The sequence below is a fragment of the Vibrio tetraodonis genome (assembly GCF_003350295.1).
GTDB classification, from domain to species: domain Bacteria; phylum Pseudomonadota; class Gammaproteobacteria; order Enterobacterales; family Vibrionaceae; genus Vibrio; species Vibrio tetraodonis.
Map to the genome: position 1 here is coordinate 64,051 of NZ_QLYY01000008.1, position 25,401 is coordinate 89,451.

The 25,401-nt window shown below is 41.2% G+C and carries 26 protein-coding genes; 12 read left to right on the plus strand and 14 right to left on the minus strand.

All coding sequences use genetic code 11. The features are described 5' to 3' along the window. Positions 1–460 precede the first annotated feature (460 nt). The 3 genes from DPF90_RS05455 (at position 461) to glgB (ending at position 7,532) form a co-directional block, all read left to right on the plus strand. On the plus strand, positions 461–2,914 hold the full coding sequence (locus DPF90_RS05455; protein ID WP_114785318.1) for a glycogen/starch/alpha-glucan phosphorylase: 2,454 nt from the start codon (positions 461–463) through the stop codon (positions 2,912–2,914). A gap of 90 nt (positions 2,915–3,004) precedes the next feature. After that, the gene (malQ, locus tag DPF90_RS05460) at positions 3,005–5,182 is read left to right on the plus strand and encodes a 4-alpha-glucanotransferase (RefSeq protein WP_114785319.1); all 2,178 of its coding nucleotides are present in this window, start codon (positions 3,005–3,007) and stop codon (positions 5,180–5,182) included. A gap of 202 nt (positions 5,183–5,384) precedes the next feature. Continuing rightward, positions 5,385–7,532, plus strand: coding sequence for a 1,4-alpha-glucan branching protein GlgB (gene glgB, locus DPF90_RS05465; RefSeq protein ID WP_114785447.1), 2,148 nt, complete (start codon positions 5,385–5,387; stop codon positions 7,530–7,532). A 76-nt stretch (positions 7,533–7,608) separates the two neighbouring features. On the opposite strand, the gene DPF90_RS05470 is transcribed toward glgB, so the two are convergent. Further along, on the minus strand, positions 7,609–8,883 hold the full coding sequence (locus DPF90_RS05470; RefSeq protein ID WP_114785320.1) for a dicarboxylate/amino acid:cation symporter: 1,275 nt from the start codon (positions 8,881–8,883) through the stop codon (positions 7,609–7,611). 557 nt (positions 8,884–9,440) lie between these two features. On the opposite strand from DPF90_RS05470, the gene DPF90_RS05475 reads away from it, so the two are divergent. The 8 genes from DPF90_RS05475 (at position 9,441) to DPF90_RS05510 (ending at position 17,194) form a co-directional block, all read left to right on the plus strand. Continuing rightward, positions 9,441–11,294 carry a hypothetical protein gene (locus tag DPF90_RS05475; RefSeq protein ID WP_114785321.1) on the plus strand — a complete coding sequence of 618 codons (1,854 nt, stop codon included), beginning with the start codon at positions 9,441–9,443 and terminating at the stop codon, positions 11,292–11,294. Positions 11,295–11,499: 205 nt separating this feature from the next. Beyond that, positions 11,500–12,099: a DedA family protein gene (locus DPF90_RS05480; RefSeq protein ID WP_114785322.1), complete on the plus strand. Its 600-nt coding sequence runs from the start codon at positions 11,500–11,502 to the stop codon at positions 12,097–12,099. Then, on the plus strand, positions 12,083–13,213 hold the full coding sequence (locus tag DPF90_RS05485) for a D-alanine--D-alanine ligase (protein ID WP_114785323.1): 1,131 nt from the start codon (positions 12,083–12,085) through the stop codon (positions 13,211–13,213). Before DPF90_RS05480 ends, DPF90_RS05485 begins: the two co-directional genes overlap by 17 nt. Before the next feature lie 23 nt (positions 13,214–13,236). Next, positions 13,237–13,785, plus strand: coding sequence for a DinB family protein (locus tag DPF90_RS05490; RefSeq protein ID WP_114785324.1), 549 nt, complete (start codon positions 13,237–13,239; stop codon positions 13,783–13,785). 3 nt (positions 13,786–13,788) lie between these two features. Then, positions 13,789–14,532 carry an NRDE family protein gene (locus DPF90_RS05495; protein ID WP_114785325.1) on the plus strand — a complete coding sequence of 248 codons (744 nt, stop codon included), beginning with the start codon at positions 13,789–13,791 and terminating at the stop codon, positions 14,530–14,532. Then, a complete protein-coding gene (locus DPF90_RS05500) occupies positions 14,529–14,966 on the plus strand; it encodes a YHS domain-containing (seleno)protein (RefSeq protein ID WP_114785326.1) in 438 nt (145 codons plus the stop codon). The genes DPF90_RS05495 and DPF90_RS05500 overlap by 4 nt, the downstream gene beginning before the upstream one ends. A gap of 16 nt (positions 14,967–14,982) precedes the next feature. After that, complete coding sequence (locus DPF90_RS05505; RefSeq protein WP_114785327.1) at positions 14,983–15,435, plus strand: hypothetical protein; 453 nt, start codon at positions 14,983–14,985, stop codon at positions 15,433–15,435. 1 nt (position 15,436) lies between these two features. Next, positions 15,437–17,194: a lysophospholipid acyltransferase family protein gene (locus DPF90_RS05510; protein ID WP_114785328.1), complete on the plus strand. Its 1,758-nt coding sequence runs from the start codon at positions 15,437–15,439 to the stop codon at positions 17,192–17,194. A 19-nt stretch (positions 17,195–17,213) separates the two neighbouring features. Here DPF90_RS05510 and DPF90_RS05515 read toward each other — a convergent pair whose 3' ends face one another. The 13 genes from DPF90_RS05515 to DPF90_RS05575 form a co-directional block, all read right to left on the minus strand. Further along, on the minus strand, positions 17,214–18,008 hold the full coding sequence (locus DPF90_RS05515) for a Cof-type HAD-IIB family hydrolase (RefSeq protein ID WP_114785329.1): 795 nt from the start codon (positions 18,006–18,008) through the stop codon (positions 17,214–17,216). A 127-nt stretch (positions 18,009–18,135) separates the two neighbouring features. Further along, entirely contained in the window at positions 18,136–18,627 is a 492-nt protein-coding gene (locus tag DPF90_RS05520) for a GNAT family N-acetyltransferase (RefSeq protein WP_240314469.1), read from the minus strand. Positions 18,628–18,893: 266 nt separating this feature from the next. Further along, complete coding sequence (locus tag DPF90_RS20540) at positions 18,894–19,367, minus strand: carbon-nitrogen hydrolase family protein (RefSeq protein ID WP_338062859.1); 474 nt, start codon at positions 19,365–19,367, stop codon at positions 18,894–18,896. Positions 19,368–19,404: 37 nt separating this feature from the next. Then, a complete protein-coding gene (gene fos, locus DPF90_RS05530; RefSeq protein ID WP_114785330.1) occupies positions 19,405–19,803 on the minus strand; it encodes a fosfomycin resistance glutathione transferase in 399 nt (132 codons plus the stop codon). 16 nt (positions 19,804–19,819) lie between these two features. After that, on the minus strand, positions 19,820–20,527 hold the full coding sequence (locus DPF90_RS05535) for a class I SAM-dependent DNA methyltransferase (protein ID WP_114785331.1): 708 nt from the start codon (positions 20,525–20,527) through the stop codon (positions 19,820–19,822). A gap of 124 nt (positions 20,528–20,651) precedes the next feature. Beyond that, complete coding sequence (locus DPF90_RS05540) at positions 20,652–20,927, minus strand: RebB family R body protein (protein ID WP_114785332.1); 276 nt, start codon at positions 20,925–20,927, stop codon at positions 20,652–20,654. A gap of 89 nt (positions 20,928–21,016) precedes the next feature. Continuing rightward, complete coding sequence (locus DPF90_RS05545) at positions 21,017–21,292, minus strand: RebB family R body protein (RefSeq protein WP_114785333.1); 276 nt, start codon at positions 21,290–21,292, stop codon at positions 21,017–21,019. 87 nt (positions 21,293–21,379) lie between these two features. After that, positions 21,380–21,658, minus strand: a complete 279-nt coding sequence (locus tag DPF90_RS05550) for a RebB family R body protein (RefSeq protein WP_114785334.1) — start codon at positions 21,656–21,658, stop codon at positions 21,380–21,382. Positions 21,659–21,705: 47 nt separating this feature from the next. Beyond that, positions 21,706–21,978, minus strand: coding sequence for a hypothetical protein (locus tag DPF90_RS05555; protein WP_114785335.1), 273 nt, complete (start codon positions 21,976–21,978; stop codon positions 21,706–21,708). Positions 21,979–22,004: 26 nt separating this feature from the next. Beyond that, entirely contained in the window at positions 22,005–22,268 is a 264-nt protein-coding gene (locus DPF90_RS05560) for a RebB family R body protein (protein WP_114785336.1), read from the minus strand. Between the two features lie 27 nt (positions 22,269–22,295). Beyond that, positions 22,296–22,850 carry a GNAT family N-acetyltransferase gene (locus DPF90_RS20590; RefSeq protein WP_114785337.1) on the minus strand — a complete coding sequence of 185 codons (555 nt, stop codon included), beginning with the start codon at positions 22,848–22,850 and terminating at the stop codon, positions 22,296–22,298. A 9-nt stretch (positions 22,851–22,859) separates the two neighbouring features. Next, positions 22,860–23,672: a helix-turn-helix domain-containing protein gene (locus tag DPF90_RS05570; protein WP_240314470.1), complete on the minus strand. Its 813-nt coding sequence runs from the start codon at positions 23,670–23,672 to the stop codon at positions 22,860–22,862. Positions 23,673–24,133: 461 nt separating this feature from the next. Then, positions 24,134–24,355, minus strand: coding sequence for a hypothetical protein (locus DPF90_RS05575; RefSeq protein WP_114785339.1), 222 nt, complete (start codon positions 24,353–24,355; stop codon positions 24,134–24,136). Between the two features lie 182 nt (positions 24,356–24,537). On the opposite strand from DPF90_RS05575, the gene DPF90_RS05580 reads away from it, so the two are divergent. Beyond that, positions 24,538–25,248 (plus strand): hypothetical protein, encoded by a 711-nt coding sequence (locus DPF90_RS05580; protein WP_114785340.1) that lies wholly within the window; start codon positions 24,538–24,540, stop codon positions 25,246–25,248. Positions 25,249–25,401 lie beyond the last annotated feature (153 nt).

The window sequence follows — 25,401 nt, forward strand, 5'->3', positions numbered from 1 at the left end:
ACTTGAGAACTTCGGAAGCCGTTATTGATCACCAACCATACTTTTGCACATTTCACATTTTGAATTCATCTACGCCCTAAAAGTGGGAGATGAGTCACTTATAAGAGGCCTTATAGTTGTACCCAATACCATAGATTGCACCTATCTTGATGAAAGTTGCGCGGTCAAAGGAGATGTTTTGTGATCAGATATGCATATTAATTAATTTATTAAAATTTTGTCTCTTGCCTGCATCAAACAAAGATTATGGTTAAACACGTTGTGCGATGTGATCTTTATCACCGCCAGTGACTGTGGGCCTAATGTATTTGGGAGTTAGATCACTGAGGTTAAGCGTAGTAAGACTCTACGCCCTACCTCCTCCTCCTAAAAGGCTTTGAAGTTAGGAGGATGTTGCCGTTATTGCGTCATTGCACGATATCGCTGAAATGGATTAACCCCGATAGATGAGAACTCTCCAATGAAACCTACTCAACAGAAAAGTTTTGATACGGCAGCATTTAAGCAAAGCGTTAAGAAACATTTAACGTCAACTTATGCTACGACAGAAGAAAGGGCCAGTAGCCGTTCTTGGTATTTAGCTATGGGAAGTGCGCTGGCTGAACTGACAACGTTTGATATGCTTCAAACCGAGCAAGATAACAAGATTAACAACGCGAAAAGTGTTAATTATTTATCGCTTGAGTTTCTAATTGGCCGTTTGACGGGTAATAACTTAATTAGCCTTGGACTGTATGAGCAGGTTAGTCAGGCAATGACAGATCTGGGACAAAGCTTGACCGATCTTCTGGAAGAAGAGCGAGATCCATCATTGGGAAATGGAGGATTGGGCCGGTTGGCAGCTTGCTTTATGGATTCTTTGGCAGCGCAAGAATTTCCAACTGTTGGGTATGGCCTCCATTATGAATATGGCTTATTTAAGCAATCTTTTGTTGAGGGGCATCAGCAGGAATCGCCTGATGCTTGGCGATGTGTTGAAGGTTACCCATGGGAGATTGCTCGTCCTGATCTTGCCCAAGAAATCGGTTTTTACGGTCACGTTGAGGTTTATCAAGAAGAGGGCAAAGAAAAGCGGCGCTGGGTGCCTGGCATGTCTGTAAAAGCTATGCCCTGGGACTTGCCAATTGTCGGTTACCAATCGGATACCGTTTATCCTTTGCGATTGTGGGAATGTCGAGCAATTGCGCCTTTCTCACTGGCGAGCTTTAACAATGGTGATTATTTTGAAGCTCAGCATGCCCTGATTGATGCTGGGAATATTACCAAAGTCTTATACCCAAATGATAACCACGAGAAGGGAAAGACCTTACGCTTAATGCAGCAGTACTTCCACTCTGCGGCATCTGTGAGAGATATTTTACGTCGTCATGAAGAGGCAGGGCATACGCTAGCTTCTTTGCCCAAGTACGAAACCATTCAATTAAACGATACACACCCAACTATTGCTATTCCAGAGTTGATGCGTATTCTCATTGACGAGAAAGGCCTAGGCTGGGATGAGGCTTGGGCTATTAGCTCTGAGACATTTGCTTATACTAACCATACCTTGCTGCCAGAAGCTTTGGAAACTTGGAGTGAGTCATTAATTGAGCGACTGCTTCCACGCCATATGGAAATTATTTACCACATTAACCATCTATTTTTACAAGAGGTACGCCGAAAATGGCCTGGTGATGTAGCGAAGCAACAAAAGCTATCCATCATTGAAGAAGGCTTTCATCGTATGGTGAGAATGGCTAACTTAAGTGTTATTGGTTCTTATGCCGTAAATGGAGTAGCTGCCCTTCATTCTCAGTTGGTTAAGCGCGATTTGTTTCCTGAATTTGATGACTTGTACCCATCTAAGCTACAGAATGTGACTAATGGTATTACTCCACGTCGCTGGTTGAAGTTTTGTAACCCAGACTTGTCTGAACTTATCTCAAGTAGAATTGGCAATGAATGGCCAGCACACTTAGAGCAGCTTGAGCAAATCGCTCAGTATGCCGATGATGCTGAGTTCCAGCAGCAATTTATGGCGGTTAAGAAGCGCAATAAGCAGCGTCTTGCTGATTGGGTTAAAGAGCACCTAGATGTTGAACTCGACACTAAGGCTATTTTTGATGTGCAGATAAAGCGTTTACATGAGTACAAGCGTCAGCATTTAAACATGCTGCATATTTTGTCGCTATATCATAGATTACTCAATGATCCTGAGTTTGATATGGTCCCTCGTGTTGTCTTCTTTGCGGCCAAAGCGGCGCCTGGATATCATCTGGCCAAGGACATCATATTCGCTATTAATAAGATTGCCGCTAAGATAAATCATGATCCGAGAATTGGTAACAAGCTAAAGGTTGTATTTATTCCTGACTATCGAGTAAGTATTGCTGAGATCATCATCCCAGCAGCTGACGTATCGGAACAAATATCAACAGCAGGCAAGGAAGCGTCCGGTACTGGTAATATGAAGATGGCGCTTAACGGTGCATTGACTATTGGCACTATGGATGGCGCGAACGTCGAGATTCGTGAAGAAGTAGGCGATGGCAATATCTATATTTTTGGTCTCGATGTGAATGAAGTCGCCTCATTGAGAAGCGATGGATATAACCCATTCGATTATTACCATGCTGACCCCTTACTCAAAGCATCGTTGGATCTTCTACTAGGAGACGAGTTTACACCAGGTGAGCCGGACAGATTGCGCGCGACTTACGATAGTTTACTGGATGGCGGTGATCCGTACTTGTGTCTTGCTGATTTTGCGTCTTATGTGCAGGCGCATCAGGATATGGATAGGCAGTACAGAGACCAAAGCAGTTGGGCGAAAAAAGCGATACTCAATACTGCATTAGTCGGTAAGTTCAGCTCAGATCGCTCAATTCGAGATTACGTTAATAATATCTGGAAATTGGAAGCTATTAAGCGCTAGTAATACTCATCAAGCCAAGTCATTTATGGACTTGGCTTTTACTTATCAACACTCGATACATGGAAGGTAGAGAGTTTTTCGGAGTTAGCGATGACACAAAAAAACACATTAGAACAAGTCGCTGAAATGGCTAATATTGCCACTAGCTACGTCAGTGCATGGGGTCAAGAGACACAAGTTGAAGATCAGACTATTCGCGATTTATTGACCTCTTTAGGTTACGACATAACCTCAGAGGAAAAGTTAATTAATTCGGCGGATAAAAAGCACAAACAAGAGGTTTTAAATCCAGTATTAGTTGTTCGTGATGGCGATCCTGTATATGTAAGCATGAATTTGGGAACGAGTGCTCGTGAAAGTGAGTTTAGCTGGCGCCTTGAGACCGAGCAAGGCGCTGTATTAGAGGGGTATCTACAATCACAGATTGTGCGTGATGAGCGAAGTTCAGGAGGCCCTCTGGTCTTTGCATTACCCGGTGACCTTGAGTGGGGCTATCACAAACTCACTATGACTCGCAAACGCCGTAAATCACCTTATACCATGACCTTGATTATTGCGCCTAGATCTTGTTACAAGCAAGAAGCTCTCAACAGCGGCAAAAAAATGTGGGGGCCAAGCGTACAGCTTTACACGCTTCGCTCTCAGCATAACTGGGGTATAGGTGACTTCGGGGACTTAAAACAGTTGGTATCTGATATCGGATCAAGGGGAGGAGATTTTGTTGGCTTGAACCCTATTCATGCTTTGTTTCCAGCCAACCCAGAAGCCGCGAGTCCGTACAGTCCATCTTCACGCCGCTGGCTAAACATTATGTATATAGACGTCAGTTCAGTGGCTGAGTTTTCGCTCTGTGTTGAGGCTCAGCAAAAAGTCGGTAGCGCAGACTTTCAACAGCGTTTGCATAAAGTACGAGATACGCATTGGGTAAACTACACAGAAGTTGCGAATCTAAAACTGAGTGTGCTTCCTTTACTATATCGAGAGTTTAAAAAACGCCATCTAAATAAATGTACCAATAGAGCGGAGGCCTTTTTAGCATTTGTAGAGCAGGGTGGGGAAAGCTTGTTACACCAAGCTGCTTTTGATGCATTACATGCTGCTCTGCAAAATGAAAATCAACAAATTTGGGGCTGGCCAGCCTTTTCGCAAGATCTTCAACATTTTGATAGCAAAGTGGTTGAAAATTTTATTGCTGAAAATATCGACCAAGTACATATGTATATGTATTTACAGTGGGTTGCTGACATCCAAATTCAAGAAGCTCAGGCATTAGCCGAAGAAAAAGGGATGTCGATTGGTTTATATCGAGACTTGGCTGTTGGTATTGCGGGGGCGGGGGCTGAAACTTGGGCTGACAATGGCAACTTGGTTATGGATGTCAGTATCGGTGCTCCGCCAGATGTATTAGGGCCTTTGGGACAAAACTGGGGGTTGCCTCCCCTTAACCCACAGACTCTCCAAGCCACTGGCTATGATGCTTACATTAAGCTTTTACAAGCTAACATGAAGCATTGCGGCGCATTACGTATTGACCATGTGCTTGGGTTGCTGCGTTTGTGGTGGATCCCAACTGGGAAAAATGCCACCCAAGGTGCCTATATGTATTATCCCGTTGAGGATATGTTATCTATTCTAGCTCTGGAATCGCACCGTCATCAATGTAGTGTTATTGGTGAGGACTTAGGAACCGTTCCGGATGAGATTGTTGAACTCTTAAGTGAAGCTGGTGTTCATTCTTACAAAGTCTTTTTCTTTGAAACATCAAAGGAAGATGGTGGATATGTTTCACCCAAACACTATACGCAGCAGTCAATGGCTACATTGTGTACCCATGATATGCCAACCCTGCGGGGCTTCTGGCATTGTGATGATCTTAAAATGGGTCAAGAGCTGGGTTTATATCCCGATAAAAATCAGTTGGATGATTTATTTACTAATCGCCTTAAAAGCAAGCAAGGAATTCTTGATTCAGTGGCATGGCATGGTTATTTACCAGATGGGGTGGGCCGTGATGCTCAATATGTTCCTATGGATTCTTATCTCGCTGAAGGGCTTCAGCAACATGTTGCGGCGGGGTCTTCAGCACTGCTTAGCATCCAACTTGAAGACTGGTTAGAGATGGATAAGCCAGTCAATATTCCAGGGACTACTGATGAGTACCCTAACTGGCGGCGCAAGCTCTCTATGAATCTTGATGAAATATTTGCCAAAGAAGCGGTGAATCGTATAGCCAGTAAGTTAACTAAAGAGCGCGGTAAAGTAGGTTAGTTAATCTAGGATCAAGTTTTATATAACAAGCTATTGGTGATAAAAGAGCCCGCATTTTAGAGCGGGCTTACGTGCATCTAATAAGGTATACAGCCGGTTAAGCGCGTATTGTTAATCGATATGTTTAACGGGTCAATTGCTGACTAATTTAGGCTAGGGAGAGAATCGTTTGAAAACGATAATACAAGACAAAAACAGTGTAATGCATGATCAGCTATCGAGTGCATCTTGCGCCGATCCATTTTCATTTTTGGGACCCTATCAAGCATCAAAACGTTGTGCGCTGAGAGTTTGGATGCCAGGTGCAGATAAAGTTGATTTAATCATTGAGGGCAAAAAACGTTTGGCCCTAGAACGTGAAGGTGACTCAGGATTTGTGCTGTGTGAGCGCTGCGATTTAAGTCAAACTCATTATAAACTTGCTGTGACCTGGCAAGATGATGAACACATCCTTGATGACCCTTACCAATATAATGAAATATACGCTGACTATGAGGACTTACATACGCCCAAACTTATGTATCATCACATGGGGGCTCAATTCGTTACTTTACAACGTGCTGGCAGGCGTATCCAAGGTGTACGGTTTCTTGTTTATGCACCTCATGCATCAGCGTGTAGTTTAGTCGGAGAGTTTAATCAATGGGATGGTCGCCGCACTCCAATGCAAAGGTTAGACTATGGTATGTGGGGCATTTTTATTCCTGGCTTAGAAGAAAACGAAAAATACAAATTTGAACTTAAAGGTCCAGATGGTAGAGGTTTACCGCACAAAGCTGACCCTTGGGGGGCTTATGCGGAGCAATACCCATCCTTTGCCTCATTAACCTACGATCACAGCCGATATAATTGGCAAGATTCACAGTGGCAGAGCCGCCCCGTTACTGAAAAAACCAAACAAGCTCTTTCTTTTTATGAGCTTCATTTGGGATCTTGGCGTCGAAAAGAAAACGGTGATTTTCTTACCTATCGTGAACTCGCCGAGCAGCTTGTTCCCTACGTAAAAGATATGGGGTATAGCCATGTAGAGTTAATGCCAGTATCTGAGCATCCATTTTATGGTTCTTGGGGATACCAACCTGTGGGTTTGTTTGCTCCCACTAGCCGATTTGGTTCGCCAGATGACTTTAAGTATTTTGTCGATCAGTGTCACCTAGCGGGAATTGGTGTTGTGATTGATTGGGTTCCCGCGCATTTCCCCTCTGATGACCATGGTTTGGCGAACTTTGATGGCACTCCTCTTTTTCATGATCCAGATCCTCGACGTGGTTGGCACCAAGACTGGAATTCTTACATTTATGATTTAGGTCGTGAACATGTGCGACGTTTTCTTGTTTCTAATGCTTTGTATTGGTTTGAGCAATTTCATATTGATGGAGTTAGAGTCGATGCCGTAGCATCAATGTTGTATTTGGATTACTCCCGCAGCCACGATGAGTGGATTCCGAACGTTGATGGAGGAAATGAAAACTATGACGCTATTGCAACGTTAAAGTGGATGAATGAAGAAGTTTATCTTCATTTCCCTAATGCAATGACGATCGCTGAAGAGTCAACCGCGTTCCCTGGTGTATCGGCCCCAACGTTTCTTGGTGGTCTGGGTTTTGGATTTAAGTGGAATATGGGTTGGATGCATGATTCACTATCCTATATCAAAGAGGACCCTGTCCATCGTAAATATCACCATGACACTATTACTTTTCCTATGGTGTATGCACACAGTGAGAACTATGTACTGTCTTTATCTCATGATGAAGTTGTGTACGGTAAAGGGGCAATTCATAGCAAAATGCCGGGAGATGAATGGCAGCAGACGGCAAATATGAGAGCTTATTTAGGTTATATGTACGCGCAGCCGGGTAAAAAGCTTAATTTTATGGGGACAGAAATTGGCCAGACAGCGGAGTGGAACCATGAAGATCAATTGCAGTGGTTTTTACTTAAGTTTGAGCGTCATCAAGGTGCGCAATCCTTAGTCCGCGACTTAAATAAACTCTACTCCTCTCAGCCCGCTCTGTATGAGCTTGATTGTGAACCTAGTGGCTTTGAATGGCGTTTACAAGATGCAGCACAAGCTTCTATTTTGGCGCATGAAAGGTTGAGCTCTCATGGAGAGCGTATTTTAGTGGTCACCAACTTTACGCCAGTGCCACATGATAACTTCCGGCTTGGTGTCCCATTAGGTGGTGAATATCAGTTGTTACTCAGTACAGACGACACTCGTTATGCGGGGAGTGGCTACTCAGTCCCTCACTCTATATCGACAGAGCCAGTTGAAAGCGAGGGCCATTCTCAGTCACTAAGAATGAAAATTCCGCCACTGGCAAGTGTGTTTTATAAGCTAACCTAGATGGTTTTGTCTAAGAAAAGTAAACGCCCACTAACTTCTGAGTCGTTGGGCGTTTTAGATTGGGTTTAATCAAGCTTTAGTTTGTCACTTGGCTGTGTTTGGGAGTTTCTGCTGAATGCTTTTGACTCCAGCGATCAACGACCATAGAGCCGATTAAATCACCTTGTACGTTAACGGCAGTTCTAAAGGTATCAAGCGGTCTTTCAATGATAAGGAGAATCGCGATTGCCTCAAGAGGAATTCCTGCGGCCAATAGGACTAACTGCATGCCAGACATCGACCCAGAGGGCATTCCCGGTGCCCCAACTGATGAAACCATCGCCATAAGGAAAATCATAACGATAGCACTTGTTGAAAGATCAATACCAAAGAGCTGTGCTAGGAAAACGGCAGCAACACCTTCAAATAGGGCGGTGCCATCCATATTCATTACTGCTCCCATAGGCAAGACTAGGCTGCTTGTGGAGTCAGATACTCCAAGCTTTTCTTTTGCGGTTTGTAAGCTAAGAGGTAAAGTTGCTGAACTTGAAGAGGTAGCGAGAGCCATGGACATGGGCGCTGAAATCGCTTTGAACAGTGGAATTGGCGATGTGCCTGTGGCCAGTTTTGCAATCACAGGTAGTACGATCAAACTGTGAATCATGGTCAGTCCAAAGACGAGCAAGCCAAACTCGAATAATTGGCTAAACAAGGTACTGTTAGACTCAATTGTTAGCTCGAAAACGATAGCAAAGACTGCAAATGGCGCTAGGCGAATAATACCTCTAACTAAGGTAGAAATGCTCTGATTGACACCTTTGACAACCTCAAAAACAGGATGAGAATTATCTAAAGTTGCCAACAGTGCTATCGCAATAAGAATGGAAAAAGTGACGATGGCAAGTAGGTTACCACCTGACAAGGCGGCAATTGGGTTCATGAGTGCCATAGAAAGCAGCTTGTTTAAAATACTTACCCCTTGAGCAGACGAATCATCAATCAGGGTTAAACTATCAGCGGCAGGAGGCGCAGAAGTCAGGGGAGTCCATTCAGGCATCATCAGCGCAGCGCCTAGGCCTATACATATTGCAATGGTTGTCGTGATCAAGTAGTAGACAACAGCAACGGAGCCAACTTGTTTCAGCCTCACAAGGCTTCCGATATTGCTAATACCTTCGATTAAGCTGAACATCACCATGATGCCGACAATGGCCTTTAGAAGACCCAAATAAACTAGCTTGATGAGGGATAGAGGTTCACTTAGTGCCAGCAAAGTTTGTTTTTCAAAGGGTAGTAACTGAGTTGTAGCCCATGCAACGAGTGCAGCAATAACAATTTGGGTAGTTAATGATTGTTTTAAAAAGGCTCCCATGCCTTGTTCCTTGTATCTATTTTAAAGAACGCCTTATGAAGAGACGAAGTCGAATAAGAGACGAAGGGTAAAATAAAATCCCTAGATTGGATAGTATACTTTGGTTACATAACCAAAGATAAAGTTATAAGAAGTCGATAGATATTGTTTTGAAAAGACTCTTTAAGAGAATTGCTTTTCATCTCGACATTTTTCCTTATGGTTCACCATGAATTTTCTCAATTTCCCATCCTTATCCCTAATGCTAATTTCACATAGTAGGCTTAAAAGAAGAGGTGGCTTTACCCTTGTAACCTAGGGTTTTTTTAAGCACTTATCATTGTGTTCAAACTTATAGATTTTAACAAAAACAACATTATTAACGATAAAAATAAAGCTGATTTATTAATTGTGAATTGTTGTTGATTGGTTGATATTTTGCCGATTAACAATGTTTTTATAAAATTTCATTATGCCTATGGCCCATGTCTTGTTAGTTTTATGGATGTTATTTTGCTATGTGAAATAACTTATTTTTATATGTGATTGTATGGACATAAAACATAGATAGGTTATATATGAAATTCAATAAATTGAGTGTATTAGTCGGGGTCGCTTTGCTTCCATCATGGAACGTACTAGCGGATACAATAGAACAAACATTAACTTTTGCTCCTGATAACTGTGTACCAGGCTGGTATTGCCAGTATAAGGCCAGCCCTAGTGATCAAGGTGGTTTAGATACAAGTCAACTCAGCAGTTATGCAATGGAATTTAAGTCTCTTCCACAAGTACCAGGCGTTAACGTCGGTGAATCTATATGGAGTAATGGGACTTTCGTTGTATCTGGTGGGAATGCTGCTAGCCAAGAAATGCAGCAATGGCCAGAGTTTTCCGCCGATGTGGTTTTTGATGGAACGCCCAGCGGTGGAAGCGGCGGTGGAACTGAGGGTGGCACTGGTGCATTGCCCACTGAAAATGCCATTATCCATCACGTCACTTTCCCTTATGATGATGCACAGACGACAATTGATGTTTTCCACTTAAATACACCTTATGCGACAGATGTGGTCATTTCTAACTTGATTGCCGGTACTTTGTATTCTTACCTTGTTGAGAAAAAATATCCTGAAGTTAATTTCAATAAGGAATACCTAGTCGGTTCAATTTTGTCACAATTATTACAAGAAGCGGGTCTATCGGATTCTAGAATCAATCCTGATTATTCTGCGGAGGCTAAAAAACAACCTATTCATGAGCCAAACTATGCGAGCTCTCTATTGGCCGTAGGTCAAGGCGGTCCATACCAAATTAATGACTACAATAAGCGTCTACCAGATACGACAACCGCGGGCTCTTTAGGGCTAATAAACTATGATGCGCTGTATCAAGGTTTGGGCTATACCATTGATGATCAGGACAGTGGTGTGCAAGGTGAGAGAGTTGGCCCTGATTCCCTAGAAGATATTTACTTTGGCCCAATTGCAGCGACGTATTTCCAATTTAACGATATTAACCGCTTAGAAGTTTTGGCTGGCCAAAGTTGGTACCAGAACCAAGAAGCATGGAACACTTGTTTTAATACAGCACTTAAGGATGAGAGATTTACTAGCGATCCTAATGCCCTTCGTTTGACCGATTTCTTAATAAATGTCATTTACAATGCTGGCAGCTATAGTGTTGCATTTGGTGATTACCTTGATGTTTGTGTCGAAGCTTACGGAGACGGCACTAATTTCGATTTTACTTCAGAGCTACCGTATTTAAACAGCTATGATTTAGGCCCAGAAGAGTACAAACAAAAGATTTCTGCTTCCGGAGAAGAATGGTGGTACCGTTATCCTCGTCAAGTATCCTTCTATGCAGATCAGTTGTTTGGAGAGGACTTAGTTGCATCTGGTCTCAATATGACGAATAACCAGCAGCTGACAGTGGCTGATATCGAGCCTGTGTTTGTCAAAGTGTTTGCTCAACTATCCTATAAAACCCAGCAAGATCAGTTACCAACTCTAATTGATGAAGGTACCGCACAGCAAGCATTTGCTCAAGCGGTAGCAACTGCTGGTGTAACACTTGAAACTAGATACTCTTTGTCGGAAGAACCTCAGCGCAGTGCTTTATTTGATTTCCTCTATCAAGCATTTGGACAGCTAGAGTCTCGTACAGCAGATCTCGGTGCGGTTAGTGGAGAGATCACAGGTGACGATAATGGCGGTGACAATGGTAATGGTGGAATCACACCTCCTCCTGTTGATGGCGCAGAATGGAATGCATCAACAGAATACGGTGTTGAATGTACCACGATTACATACCAAGGTCAGGAATATCAGAACCAATGGTGGACGCAAGGAGATACACCGGATCCTGCTGAAGGTAATACGTATAATAAAGTGTGGCGTTTTCCTGGCGCGGCCAGCAACATGTGTCCGTAAATGATACTTTTGCATCGCTTCTAAGCGAATCAAGATCGAACAAAAACGCCATGATTTCCTATTCATGGCGTTTTTTTTCAACTAATTTGTATTTAGGTGAAATTTTATTAGATGTATTTCTATCTAGTTAACTAAGACGCTCACTGAAGGCTTGGCTTTAGTCAGGATGTAGCGTAGTGGTTTTTGTAAGAAAGTCGAGGTTGAAATGGAGCTAGCAAATCAGGTACAGGCGTGGTTATACGCTGGAAACTCGTCTATTCTCGCACTATTTATTGGCATCATTATACTTTCTTATCTCCTTGAAGATTTGGCTATTGTTACGGCGGCGACACTTGCAGTGCAGGATGTAATGCCAATGGGCACAGCATTGTTTGCGATTTTTGTCGGGATCGCGACCGGCGACCTAGGTCTGTACTTCATGGGCAAAAGCGCTCAGCGAGTTCGGTGGCTGCGATATCGTATGTTTCAGTATCAGCGAGTTCGGCTGATCAATAGGAAGTTGCACCAGAATGCATTCTTAACTTTGTTTATCGTTCGATTTATTCCAGGGCTTCGCACCGTCGCCTTTACCTTGAGCGGTTTTATCGATATTCCTATTTTGCGCTTTTTAATTGCGGTTATCAGTGCAACCTCACTTTGGACGATTTTGATTTTTGGCTCATTTTATCAGCTGGGGAATGTGGCTTGGCTCAAAGATAGCCACATTATCTGGGCTCTGATACCAGTGGGGCTATGCTTAATGTGGATGCTAAACAAAATTATTACAACGACCTTATTAAGAGGCATGTATGACAACGTTCGATAATATTCAAATAATTCCACACGGCAAAGTGAATGGTGGTATGCCAATACTTCCTGCCCCTAAACGGACTATTTCGCCGTTTGAGTTTCTGCCAGCGTGGTTTGTCTACGCACCCGTTGTGGCACAAAGTGCCATCTTAAGTCTGTATTACAGAGACTGGGCGCTCCCTCTGATTGCCAATCCAGCCATCAAACTGAGTGGTATGGTTGGAGAGTCGAAACATGACATTTTTGGTGCCGCTGGAGAACGAACACGCCAATGGATTTTGCCCTTTATTACGATAGAGAAAACACAAGCTGATCCTGCGAAACAATTTATTACTATCAAAGATAATATGCAGCAGCATGCATTGTGCTATCCACTGGTTGCTAAGCCCGATCTTGGTTGTCGAGGGGTAGGAGTGAAGTTAGTTAAAAATGACCAACAGCTGCGAGACTACATTGATCTTTTCCCCCAACAAGGGCGCTTTTTACTCCAAGAAAAATCTGGCTATCGGGCGGAAGCGGGTATTTTCTACGTACGTCAGCCTGAAGAAAAGTGCGGAAAAGTTATTTCGATTACTTTGAAATATTCTCCTTCTGTTGTGGGAGATGGTCAATCGACGCTCAAACAGTTGATTGAAAGCTGTCCAAGGGCAGGACAATTAAAGCATTTGTACCTCCCACGTCATGAGGAACATCTGGGGCTTGTTATACCAAAAGGAGACGAATTTCAGTTGGCATTTGCTGGTAGTCACTCAAGAGGATGTATTTTCCGTAATGGCAATCAATTTATTACGCCAGAGCTTGAGCAGAAATTGGATCAGGTATTGGGAGATTTCACTGGCTTCAACTATGGTCGATTGGATGTGAAATTTAGAGATATTCATAAGCTAATGTCTGGAGAAGATTTCGATATCTTAGAAATTAACGGAGCCAGTAGTGAAGCAGCCCACATTTGGGATAGCGACACCTCCTTATCACATATTTTTGGCACTTTGCTTCAGCAGTATCGTTTGTTGTACCAAATTGGTTCGAAGCACAAAAAACAAGGTCATAAGACCCCTACCCTAGGCGCATTGTTACAGGCCTGGCGAGAGGAAAAACTGCTAACCCAGCTCTACCCAATGACAGATTAATTGCACTGCTTGTAGGACATATTATGAAAAATATACCGACTGGCTCAGAAGAATTGAGTCAATCTATGCCTTCTCAAACCGTTATTGGGTGCCTTGAAACTCTCAATCAAGGGCTAGAGTTTTTAGAGAGACTTTCTCCAGAAGACTACACGTTTGTCGTTGCCCCACATGTGACCAGCTCTATTGGAGAGCATTATCGCCATTGGCTCGACCTTTTCCATGCGATCCGACTTGACTGCGATAAGATTGATTACAACGTCAGGCGACGTGGTCATCACGTTGAAAGAGAAATCAATACAGCTAAGCAGGAAATAAAACAGCTAATCGAATGGTTATTTGAGTTGCCTGCCAATCGCCTAAAACAAATCGTTATTGTCGAGACTGAAGTACTGTTATCTCAAACTTGTGCGCAAGAAGTTCAGTCTTCTCTGGCCCGCGAATTGACCTTTGCTGCGCTCCATGCGACTCATCATTTTGCGATGATTAAAGTCATGGCCTCTTTAAAAGGCATCGCATCCGAGACTGATTTTGGGCTTGCCCCAGCGACAGTAACCTATCAGAGGGCACAGTAGATTATGTGTACACTATCTTGGACCTATCACAACCGTGATCATTATGAAGTGTATTTTAATCGCGATGAGCAGCGGACTCGTCTTGCCGCAATTGAACCTCAGGGTTTAATTATTGATGATACTAATTGTTTGATGCCCATTGATTCTGTTGGCGGTGGAAGCTGGATATCCACCAATCAATATGGAGTGACTATTTGTTTACTCAATTACTATCAAGGGCAGTCACCGCAGGGGATCCTTACAAGTAGAGGCTTGGTCGTCAGAGCTCTGGCAGGCAGTGACTCCAGTTTAGCAGTTAATGCACGACTATCAGAGATGGACTTATCTTCTTGTGCTCCTTTTACATTAGTTTCGTTTGACCTCAGCGGATCTAAGCAAGCGAATGCGTGGACATGGGACGGTAAAGAGTTGCAACAATCTGTTGTGAATACTCCAGTGATATCTGCGTCTAAGCATTTCCAGGCTGCTCACCGTTACAGAATCGAGTTATATGAAAGATTACGCCAGTCCAATGATAAACAACATCACGGGGTTCTTTTTCACCTTAATCGCGATAAAGATTGCCCGCATCTCTCACCTTTGATGTCGCGAGATGATGCCAGAACGGTCAGTTTTACTTCAGTATTGGTTTGTGCTGACAAACAGGAAATGCACTACCAATCGATTGATGATACTGGCTGTATAGATTTTGAAATAGTAAAGAAATGTTTAATGATTAATATGACAGAGCAAGGAGTTTTTAAATGAAGAAGTTATTGGCCGTTTTAATGTTATTGATCAGTTGGCCTTCTTGGTCTGCGGACAAAATATCCACCGGTATCTTTAGTAATAAAGCGGTAAGTGGATACGACACCGTAGCCTATTTTACGGAAGGAAAACCGGTTGAAGGAGACAGTAAATGGAAATTCGAATATCAAGGTGCTGATTGGTACTTTTCTTCTCAGGAGAATTTAGACAAATTCAAAGCAGACCCTGAAGCTTACGCACCACAATATGGTGGTTACTGCGCTTGGGCGGTTTCGGCTAAGAATGATTTTGCTTCTTCAGACCCTGAGCAATGGGCGATCGTTGATGGCAAACTGTATCTTAATTACAACGAAGATGTAAAAAAACTTTGGGATAATGATCGCGCTGGTCATATTAAAAAAGCTGATGTTAATTGGCCAAATCTGATCAAATAAAAAAAGGACTTTGATGATGAAAATTTCTCCGGTAAAACATATTCCTTCTGCCTTTATCGCGTTTGTATTTATTCAATCGCTGTTCTTTAAATTCTCAGGCTCTTATGAGACTGATCATATCTTTGGTACTTTAGGTGAATGGTCAGGTATTGAGTGGTTTGGCGTCTATGGGGGGTATCTAATTGGTTTTGCTGAATTGATTGCTTCAGTGCTACTTTTTACCCGATTTCATGGTGTGGGAGCCGCAATGAGTGCAGGAATTATGACCGGAGCAATTTTCTTCCATCTCTTTACCCCTCTTGGGGTGGTAATGCCTGAATTTAATGCCATGGGTGAGATTGTCGGAGACGATGGTGGTTTGCTGTTTGGTATGGCCTGTATTGTATGGGCATGTGGTGTTTTCTTGTTTATCCGAGATGTTAAGACGGAAGGTTCGTTCACTCGAAGTCTTCTAGTTAAAGGAGAGTAGTATGCAGAAAAGTCCTTTTCGATTGCCTCGTAAAACGCCTTTTGGCATTGGAGAAAGCGTGGTGGAGTGGGCGACTGGTTTGTCGACTTTAGATGCTTTGTATATGCAAGATGAGCTGCCTGAAGATAGTTTTGATTTCATGCATGAAGCACTCAATCGTATTGGAACGCAATATCGAGTGGATTACGGTAGCTTGGACAGCATCCCTGAAGAGGGGCCGTTGCTGATTGTTGCTAATCATCCATTTGGGGGAATTGAAGGGATTATTCTTGCGTCACTGATTTCAAAAGTACGTAAGGACGTTAAAGTACTGGCCAACGAGCTTCTAAAGCGAATTCCAGAATTGGATGACCTATTTATTGGCGTGGATGTGTTTGGTGGTAAACAAGCACGGCTCACGAATAGCAAAGCGATTAAATCTGCGCATAAGCATTTGCAGAAAGGTGGAGTGCTCATTCTATTCCCCGCTGGTGAAGTGTCAGCTTGGCAGGCTCATGATAATAAGGTGACAGATAAAGCTTGGAACAAATCGGTGGCCAAGTTTGTTAAGCATGCTCAAGCCACCACAGTTCCTATTTTTATTAACGGGAGAAACAGTAAGCTATTTTATCAAGCGGGACGGATTCATCCACTATTGAGAACGGCTTTGCTAGGGCGTGAGCTGCTAAATAAAGCGGGTCAAACCATTTCTGTGTCAGTGGGTAATCCTATTCCATTTTCAGAAATAAAGGGATTTGAAAAAGAGAGTGATATTACCCAATATCTGCGCCTCAATACCTACTTAATGGGTAGCATGGGCGGTAAATCAAACGCTATTGATTCGACATTGGAGAGTGGTTTACCCATTGTTGACCCAGTTGAATCGGATGACTTACAAACTGAATTGAGTCAGATTGAGGAATACAAGCTTTTAGAGCAAGGTGACTTTGAAGTTTATTGCGCCCCGACACCTTCTATTCCACATATGATGAAAGAGATAGGACGAGTGAGAGAGCTGAGCTTTCGTGAAGTAGGCGAGGGTAGTGGCTTGGCGTGTGATATCGACAATTACGATCCTAATTATCACCAGCTGTTTGTTTGGCATAGAAAAAATAAGGATTTGGTGGGGGCTTATCGACTTGGGTTCGTTGATGAGTTAATGGAAAATGGTGGATTAGAACAGCTCTACTCAACGAGCTTATTTAACTATGATCTCGCTTTTTTACAAACATTGGGTCAATCGATTGAAGTTGGTCGCTCTGTTGTGGCGAAGCAATATCAGCGCAATATACATTCTCTACTGTTATTGTGGAAAGGCATTGCGAAGTTTGTTCAGCGTCACCCTAAATATACCCACTTGTTCGGCCCTGTGAGTATTAGTAATGATTATAGCCCGGTGGCTCGTCAGCTTATTGCTTCTGTGATGTCAGTGCATTATTACGATGAAGAAAAAGCCAAGTTAGTTTCTCCCACCACACCGCTTAGAGAAAGCGGGCAAGAATTCTGGCGTCCAGATATGTTGACTTCGTTAGCAGATTTACCTTTGCTCTCCAAAGTATTAGAGCGCTTGGATCAAGGAATGGGAGTCCCCGTATTACTGAGACAATATCTTGGTTTACACGGTAAGTTAGTGTGCTTTAATGTTGATCCAGCCTTTAACTATGCGTTAGATGGCTTGATTGTTGTAGATCTCACTGCGGTACCTACCAACACATTAGGAAAATATATGGGGAGAGAAGAGGCAAAAGCCTATCATGCTCAGCATCTCGATACTGCATAGTGAGCTATTGCCATTCTCTCTATATCAACTGTTTGAGCACCTTGATAACGCCATCTTCATGGTTACTGGGTGCTCTGAATTTGGCGGTCTTTTTGATGGTTTCATGCGCATTATCCATCGCATAAGAGTAATAGCTTTCTTCCAGCATTTCTAAATCATTTAAATAGTCACCGAAACTCATCGTTTGTTGATGATTGAAACCTAATGTCTTTTGAAGGTGCTTGATGGCTGCGCCTTTTGATGCATCAATATTCATCACATCAAGCCATATCTTGGCGCTAACGACCACCTGATGAGAGTGTCCGAATTGTGTGTTCATTTTCGGGAAAACGTGTTCCTGCGTTCCGTTGAAATGACATATCGCGACTTTAATAAACTCATCTTCGACACTCAGTAGGTCATTAACGGTTTGGCAGCGGTGATAATAATGAGAAATTTCCTCAAGTGCTTGTGGATCTTGAGTTTCAATATAGGCTGAGCGCTTACCACATAACACAATGTGTGCGTCTGCGATTTCTCGTGTCTGCGATATAATCGCTTTAATGGATTCGTTAGCAATAGTGCAGCAGTATAATTCCTTATCTTGATGCATCACCAGAGTGCCATTTTCTGCGATAAATATCATGCGATCTTTAATCGGTTCAAATGTATCTCTTAAGCTGTAGTATTGACGGCCGGAAGCAGCGGCAAATCTAATGTTTTTCTGCTCCAGTTGCTCAAAAACAGCAAAAAATTCTGGGTTAAGCTGACCGTTTTCGTCTAAGAGAGTCCCATCCATGTCGGAGGCAATAAATTTAATATCCGTGAGCGACATACAGTATTTACCTAAAGTTTAAAAATGACCAAGCCTAAAGGGGAATCGGCTAAAGGTAGCAAACAAACTACAGTAACCAGAGATAATCGCAAGTCTATTAATAAAAGCGGGGCGTTTTTAGAGATATTTAAATACGAAAGCGGATAAAATGCATTTCTAGATCAACATCAATCGCAAATTCTGACAGGTAATCTGTTTTCACAATACTTTCAATTGTGGCTAACCAGAATCTCATTGCCACTTTATTTTCTTTTAGTATTCTAACTTGCCATTGTCCTGGGTACTTTTCAGTCAGTTGCTGAAAAGCGCGTTTCCCTACTCCCTGACCTTTGAACTTCTTCAGTACAAAATACTGTTCAATGTCCCAGATACTTTTACATTCAGGGTATCTTCTTAAAAGCACAAATCCGGCAATTTCATTCTCTACATAAATAAAATATGGCTTGTGATCATTCTGGTGCCAATATGGAGTAAGGCTGTTTTTATCAAAGGTAAACAGGCCATTATCAGTGATGTTTAACCCAAGAAATTCAGACATATCATAAACATAATAAGAAAAGATATTTTCCAATACACCTTTTTGGTTATAGATAATCTGTCTGAGGTTTATATTTCTCATACAATAGCCTCTGCTACTAGGGGATGAAACTTTCCGGCTATGCCTGATTGATCAAGAGAGCATAATAAGGCACCGGAACGCTTGTTGTTAGATCCTGCCACTTGCTCACCATTTGAGGACCAGACACTGTTGTTGCCACATGTTTCCCACCCTCCAGTACGAGAAATATGGTTACATAATAAGGTGGGTAATTGGTGGTGATACGCTATCTTGGATAAGATTTCTGCATCATGTCGATAACCTGACGTATAGGTTAGCTTTATTTTCTATCGCACTTTGGGCGTGTTCAGGGTTGGAAAAATCAGCACACACAGCCAGTGCGATGTTATGCTCTCCAATGGTAAATTGGTAATTTTTTCCCCTGCTGAGCAATATTGTTCTTCACCATGGTGTAAGTATTGTTTCGAATAAAAATCAACCTTACCGCAGGGTGAGCAAATCACTGACCCTATGTGAGGCTTAGTGCCTTTAGAAGCTAAAAAGCATCCTGCAATAACCATTATATTATTGTTTTTGCTGATTTTTGACAGTTCATCAAATAGGCGAACAGATGATTCTAGCGCTAGCTCATTAGCTAGATCGAGCTCATAGCCAGTTAATGATAGCTCCGGAAAAACGACCAATTGTGCGCCTAACGAAGCGGCGTGCTTTATATGAATAAGATGTTGATTCAGATTAGTGTTAAGGTCACCCCGTATAACGGGACATTGAGCTAGGGCGATAGTGAGATTAGACTGCATGTTTTTCTCGAGTATGTTGTTGGTGAAACATGATTATTTACAGCCACTCTAAGCCTTCATAAGGCTCAAGCTGTAAACTGCTTAAGCGTGTGTTTAGATTTCCACAATGGATCTCCAACTTATGATCATCGGGGTCTAGTAAGTAGACTGACTGTCCTTCGCTGTGATTGGTTTTCCATTCCCTGACATTGTGTTGTTCAAGTTTGTGACAAAGTGTTGAAAAATTCTCCTCCTCGACGCTAAATGCGATGTGGCTGTAATCTTGGCTTGGGCAGGGTGTATCACAAGACAAGCATAACCATAAGTCGCCAGCACAAAGGTACGCACCCTTTGTCCACTTTACCCGACCTTGTAAACCAAGGACTTCAATATAAAACGCGAGAGATGTTTCTAAGTTGCTCACAGCGAGCGTGATATGATTAAGGCCTGAAATCATAGCCCTTTCCTTAATATTAAGTTTGCTTTAGCTTTTCACAGCGAAAGAAAATAAAGTTTGGATGGCTAGTTAACCGTCGATAAGTGGACTCACATTTGGTTTGGATTTTCTCGTCAGCACACCCCTCTGTGATTCTTGAAATGATCAATCCAGAGCGACTAATCGCTTCAGTTATTTCCATTAACGGGCGACGATAAAACTTCACTTTTACTGGCGTACCTATGGTGTCCCAAGTCTCTTCAATCAATTCGCGCCTAAAGTAATTAGAAGAAGGGCTGGCCGAAAAGTCATTGAAAGGATGATGAGTAGAGAACACCATATAGCCACCAGGCTTTAACACTCGGTACACTTCTGAAAAAAGAGGTACTAGGTCCTCAACATAGTGAAGCACGAGAGGGCTTATGATGACATCAGCACTGCTGGAGACTTCATTGGGCAAGCCTTGATTCAGATTTTGTACATAGGCGTTAACTTGAGGTCCAAATTTGCTCTCAACCAAATTGATCATATCTGAAGATGCATCAACACAGGTTAATGTTTTAATTGACTGGCTGAGTATCCAGTTTGCATAAACACCTGAGCCGCAGCCCATGTCTAAAACGTCGGCTCCTTGTAAGTTGCTCAGTAATTCAATGGTGGAGGGACGCTCAAACATTGCATTGTAAATATTGTTTTGAATTGCTGCGTCGTACTGGTGAACATGTTTGGTGTACATGTCGGACATGAACAAACTCCTAATCCATCAAGAAGGGATTGATAATAAATGAAAAATAGGAGTTTCACTAGAGGCGCAGATTATGAAATGTAACCCTGCGCCCAATTGATAGTTATATTATTTATTGAGCGAGCTAGCCTTTCTCAACAATACCTTCACCAGTGCGCCCGATAACGGCAGAGCCGATACCCATGATAGCGTTAACGCCTTGGACTGTTGCCGCCTGCATAGTAATCTGTCCTTGCTGCTGAGCTGTGGTAGCGTTATGTGCTGCATTAGATAAAGCGTGTGAGGTAGACATCAGCAAGTTACCCATGGCCATTGCTGGGGTTTCTCCAACAACTTTTGTATTCACTTGGGTAACTGAATCAGTGATCTGTGGGTTTACGATTGTTGCTGTTTCTGACATCGGTTAGTTCCTCTTAAATTAATAAATGACAGTTTGGATTTGGGTCAACTTTAGTAGAGTGTTGACCCTATGCTTTGACATGTTAGTGATTAGCCTTTTTCAATGATCTCTTCGCTCGTGCGGCCTATAACTGCAGAGCCGACACTCATAAGAGAGTTTATGCCTTGAACCGTTGCCGCTTGCATGGTTATTTGGCCCTGCTGCTGGGCTGTGGTTGCGTTGTGAGCTGAATTAGACAGAGCGTGTGACGTAGACATCAGCAAGTTACCCATAGCCATTGCCGGGGTTTCCCCAACCACTTTAGTGTTTACTTGCGTGACGGAATCTGTGATTTGTGCGTTTACTGTTGTTGCTGCTTCTGACATAAGATGTTTCCTTTATACAAATTTTGGGTTGTTGTGTTTGAAAGATTAAATGTACTGAATAGGCAATTAGCTTTGTTGTACTGACAACTAACCCTTTTCAATAATGCCTTCGCTGGTGCGGCCAACAACTGCTGAGCCTACACTGATCATTGAATTTACGGCCTTGACCGTGGCAGCTTGCATCGTAACTTGTCCTTGCTGAAGTGCCGCTGTTGAGTTATACCCTGCATTACCGAGTGAATGAGATGAAGACATGAGAAGATTTCCCATCGCCATTGCTGGAGTATCTCCGACCACTTTAGTATTCACTTGAGTAACTGAATCGGTAATTTGTGCATTCACTTTGGTTGCTTCAGTTTCTGACATGATTTTGCTCCATTAACAAAATAAACAAGTTGAGATAAATGTGAGATCTAGTTGATATTTTCTTTTGCTCTCGTACCTAACTCTGAGAAGTTGCTAATCGCTTGGGTCACTACTTCTCCAGCTTTATCAATACCTTCTAGATATTTTGGGTCTCCTGTCTCTATAAACTGTCCTAGTGCAACACCTATAGCTGTTGTGCCAATAGATGATAAATTTCTTAGGTTGTCAGTTGCATCAGATAGAGCCATTGCAGATGACTGTGCGATTGATTGTGTCGCTGTATTCTTTGCGCTTTCAATAGGCTTCGGTGGTTCATTCATGGTTACGGACCTTTAAAGTTAGGAAGTTACTTTTCTAAAATGGCTTCTGCTGCTTTTGAAATCGACGCTGACCCAATCGCATTAATGGCGTTAATGCCCTGTGTTGTGGCTGCTTGCATTAGCATTTGGCCTTGTTGTTGGGCTGCTGTGGCATTTTGATTGCTGTTACTCACTGCAGTGTTGGTTGCCATGATGAAGTTGCTCATGGCCATTGCCGGTGTCTCAGCAACTGTTTTTGTATTCGTTTGGGTAACAGAGTCGGTAATTTGTTCACATACTGAATCTGGCATAATCTTGCTCCACTTATTGATGAAAAATTAAAATATTTGAGTTAATTCTTTTTTGAGTAGATAGAAATCTTTCCACTCGTTATTTACAATCGCATAGTCTTCAAATAAGCCTATTCTTTGAAAGTTAAGTGAATTCAAAAGCTTCAATGACTTATTATTATTGGTCATACAATATGCAGTAACATATTTAATCTTTTGATACTTAGCCATCCATTGTAAAATAATATTTATCGATGACTTTATTATTCCTCTACCTTGGTATACCAAATCACTGGAATAGCTTATGTTGCAAGAATAATGTGGTTTTTTCTTTACATCACTGATATTAATTATTCCAACTATTTTACTGTCGACTTTTATTACGAATGAAAAGAACCTTGCTAAGTTATACTCTCTTATGATAGACGAAATATACTTTTGCCAGTTTGATTGCATTTCAAGGTTATCATTACTCCTTGGTTCCCATTGAGTAAGGTACTTATTGTTTCTTTTGTAATAATCAGTGATGGGCTTGCTATCCGATACCGATAGTAGCGATATCGAATAGCTTTCGTCGTCAATGTTAAAAAAATCTTTAAACATAGTCCTAGCCTAACTTTGCTTTCGGATGGAATCTCTGAAATCACCTATGTTTGAACCTTCATACTTACGGTATATTTTCCCAAAATGACTTAAATCATAAAACCCAACTTGAATAGCAACATTTGTTAGTGTAACCCTTGGGTTGTGAGTAATGATCTCTCTTGCCTTGTTGAGTCTAAGAATAAATAAAACTTTCTTAAACTTAGTGTTTAACTTAGTCCTAAATAGATAAGACAAATGAGAAGGGCTAACATATGCGGATTTTGCAACTTCTTCTAACGTAATATCATTTGATAAATTCTTGTATATATATGAGACTGCTAAATACAATGAAGTATGATATTTTTTAAGATGTTCAATATCTTCCTCGCTACTCAATATATTTTTAAGCTGTTGTTCATCATCACAAGTCTCATCATACCCAATTGAATGATTACTTTGTTCGATAGGAATATAAATATTGAAGAAGTCATCACTTAAGAATATATCAACTAAACCTTTCTTCACAGAGGTGTCATTGAAAGGAAAAATAAACTTTATCGACTTATCTTCTTTAATATTTCTAATAAATTTTAGTAGCTTGCCATAGTCCTCTTCTTCAAAGAGATCCAGACCATTGATGAATACAGTAATGTTTTCTTTTGTCTTTAGAAGCAGTCTAATTTTATCAATAGTAGTCTTAACATTAGGATCTCCATCTATTACGGAAAACTTACCATAATCGTTATCACTATTAAGATGGAAATTTTTAACATGAAGCTTGATCAGATGCGCATTTCTACAATAGATACTTATCAACTTGTTTTTAGATTGTTGAGCCATATGAATATGTTTATTCAATATAGAGTTAGGGCAATTTTTCATTTCATTTATGATTCCGTTGTTTATCATGATCAACTCCGATGAAGTAACTTTGATAAAATTTTCACATTAATATTCACTAACTTATTGTCATTTTAGACTAACTTTAGGTAAATATTAGCTAATTATCCGTTTATTTGTTTTTTACTTATTAAAATAGATTGAAATAAATCCTTGGTCCTGGCCCACAAAACGTTGCATTTAATAAATGCCTATATCAAGGAAATAAATGAAGTCGTAGTTACTTAATTTTTGGGTTAAGACCACATTATTTGATAACTATTTGGCTAATGAATAATAAGGTTTTGATTTATATATATTTTTAAAGCTTGTTTGATGGATGTAAAATAGGATCTAATAATAGGTTTAATGGGGATTTAACGTACTTTATGTGGTAATTATCTATAAATATTTACCTTGTTTTAATAGTCAAAGTCATCATGATAGACACATCCACTATCATCGAATAGAGTATCAATGTTTTCGTAGATATTTAGGTAGTCATTGTCTATCGTCCAGTCTAGATCCTCTTTATCGTTAAATATTTTATTTTCCTCATTATTGAAATTATCATTATCATATTTATTTACTTCACACTGAGTATTTTCAGTATTTTCAGTATTTTTATCTAAAAAATCATTCATTATAAATTACTCCAAATAGTTCTTATTTTATTCTACATTGAATTTTTTTTATTTATAGTAAAAATAATTCAACTTTATATTAAATATCAATAATATCGTAATTACAAATCAGTAGTTAATTACAAGATTGATTTTTCTAGCTGTGATTTAATTATCAAAACATCTATAAAGGAGTTTACTTCGTGAATAATAATATAAAGTTAACACAAATCGAGCTGTTGGGAGTTCCAGACCAAACGCAAGGAGTGGATGAAGGCTTAACTTTATCCATCCTTACTCAATGTGAGAGGTTTGAAGCGGAAACATTATGTAGAAACCTGCGAACAAATGGATACCCTAAAGCTGAAGTTATTTATGACATCAAGAGAACAGGTTTTGAGTCAATGAATGCAGAGAGTTATGATAGTGATTACAAACCCCATAAGATAAAAACTTGTATTGATAACTTAACTCGTGGCGTTGAGATTTTTGTTGTTGATCGAAATCTCGGTTTTGATCAGGACCTACCTGTTTTCGATAGTGAAGATGATAGTAAGCTAAACTTTACCAAACTCGGTAAAGAAACTAGCTGGATTTTATCGTCCGACGAGCTTGTAATTGGAGAGGGCTACAGAACTTGTCCTGAAACTATTACGTATAAAAAAATGTGTCCAAATGATCATCGTGTAAGGACATTGAGTTACTGTAAGAATGACAACAACGCTATCATTACTTCTATTCTAACAGCTGCATATATTACTAGGTTCAATCCTCCAGCCTTAAGAGATGCAATGTATGAGGAACCTCTTCCTGAAGAACACGCGAAAACAGAGCTCGCAAACCTAGTTCTTCATTTCAAAGCTAAATCTCAAAGTTCGATCAATCGTGATATACAAGATTTTGACTTTCGCTGATAGCTTCCTTGAAGCCTGAATGGCTATACACCATGAGTCAGACAGGCTTCTCTCAACAAACTAATCTCATCTCCTAAACCTAGGTTTCCACGAGTTTATGCTCTATGAACATTTGATGGGTACCTTGGTTATAAACCACATCTGTTTATATAT

Excerpts from the sequence above, each read along its gene's own strand:
- DPF90_RS05555 (WP_114785335.1), bottom strand. The coding sequence starts at position 21,978 with ATGAATGAACCACCGAAGCCTATTGAAAGCGCAAAGAATACAGCGACA.
- DPF90_RS05540 (WP_114785332.1), bottom strand. The coding sequence starts at position 20,927 with ATGTCAGAAACAGCAACAATCGTAAACCCACAGATCACTGATTCAGTT.
- DPF90_RS05455 (WP_114785318.1), top strand. The coding sequence starts at position 461 with ATGAAACCTACTCAACAGAAAAGTTTTGATACGGCAGCATTTAAGCAA.
- DPF90_RS05545 (WP_114785333.1), bottom strand. The coding sequence starts at position 21,292 with ATGTCAGAAGCAGCAACAACAGTAAACGCACAAATCACAGATTCCGTC.
- glgB (WP_114785447.1), top strand. The coding sequence starts at position 5,385 with ATGCATGATCAGCTATCGAGTGCATCTTGCGCCGATCCATTTTCATTT.
- DPF90_RS05550 (WP_114785334.1), bottom strand. The coding sequence starts at position 21,658 with ATGTCAGAAACTGAAGCAACCAAAGTGAATGCACAAATTACCGATTCA.
- DPF90_RS05515 (WP_114785329.1), bottom strand. The coding sequence starts at position 18,008 with ATGTCGCTCACGGATATTAAATTTATTGCCTCCGACATGGATGGGACT.
- DPF90_RS05535 (WP_114785331.1), bottom strand. The coding sequence starts at position 20,527 with ATGTCCGACATGTACACCAAACATGTTCACCAGTACGACGCAGCAATT.
- fos (WP_114785330.1), bottom strand. The coding sequence starts at position 19,803 with ATGATTTCAGGCCTTAATCATATCACGCTCGCTGTGAGCAACTTAGAA.
- DPF90_RS05505 (WP_114785327.1), top strand. The coding sequence starts at position 14,983 with ATGAAAATTTCTCCGGTAAAACATATTCCTTCTGCCTTTATCGCGTTT.
- DPF90_RS20540 (WP_338062859.1), bottom strand. The coding sequence starts at position 19,367 with ATGCAGTCTAATCTCACTATCGCCCTAGCTCAATGTCCCGTTATACGG.
- DPF90_RS20590 (WP_114785337.1), bottom strand. The coding sequence starts at position 22,850 with ATGTTTAAAGATTTTTTTAACATTGACGACGAAAGCTATTCGATATCG.
- DPF90_RS05485 (WP_114785323.1), top strand. The coding sequence starts at position 12,083 with ATGACAACGTTCGATAATATTCAAATAATTCCACACGGCAAAGTGAAT.
- malQ (WP_114785319.1), top strand. The coding sequence starts at position 3,005 with ATGACACAAAAAAACACATTAGAACAAGTCGCTGAAATGGCTAATATT.
- DPF90_RS05520 (WP_240314469.1), bottom strand. The coding sequence starts at position 18,627 with ATGAGAAATATAAACCTCAGACAGATTATCTATAACCAAAAAGGTGTA.
- DPF90_RS05495 (WP_114785325.1), top strand. The coding sequence starts at position 13,789 with ATGTGTACACTATCTTGGACCTATCACAACCGTGATCATTATGAAGTG.
- DPF90_RS05475 (WP_114785321.1), top strand. The coding sequence starts at position 9,441 with ATGAAATTCAATAAATTGAGTGTATTAGTCGGGGTCGCTTTGCTTCCA.
- DPF90_RS05510 (WP_114785328.1), top strand. The coding sequence starts at position 15,437 with ATGCAGAAAAGTCCTTTTCGATTGCCTCGTAAAACGCCTTTTGGCATT.
- DPF90_RS05560 (WP_114785336.1), bottom strand. The coding sequence starts at position 22,268 with ATGCCAGATTCAGTATGTGAACAAATTACCGACTCTGTTACCCAAACG.
- DPF90_RS05480 (WP_114785322.1), top strand. The coding sequence starts at position 11,500 with ATGGAGCTAGCAAATCAGGTACAGGCGTGGTTATACGCTGGAAACTCG.
- DPF90_RS05490 (WP_114785324.1), top strand. The coding sequence starts at position 13,237 with ATGAAAAATATACCGACTGGCTCAGAAGAATTGAGTCAATCTATGCCT.
- DPF90_RS05500 (WP_114785326.1), top strand. The coding sequence starts at position 14,529 with ATGAAGAAGTTATTGGCCGTTTTAATGTTATTGATCAGTTGGCCTTCT.
- DPF90_RS05470 (WP_114785320.1), bottom strand. The coding sequence starts at position 8,883 with ATGGGAGCCTTTTTAAAACAATCATTAACTACCCAAATTGTTATTGCT.
- DPF90_RS05570 (WP_240314470.1), bottom strand. The coding sequence starts at position 23,672 with ATGGCTCAACAATCTAAAAACAAGTTGATAAGTATCTATTGTAGAAAT.
- DPF90_RS05575 (WP_114785339.1), bottom strand. The coding sequence starts at position 24,355 with ATGAATGATTTTTTAGATAAAAATACTGAAAATACTGAAAATACTCAG.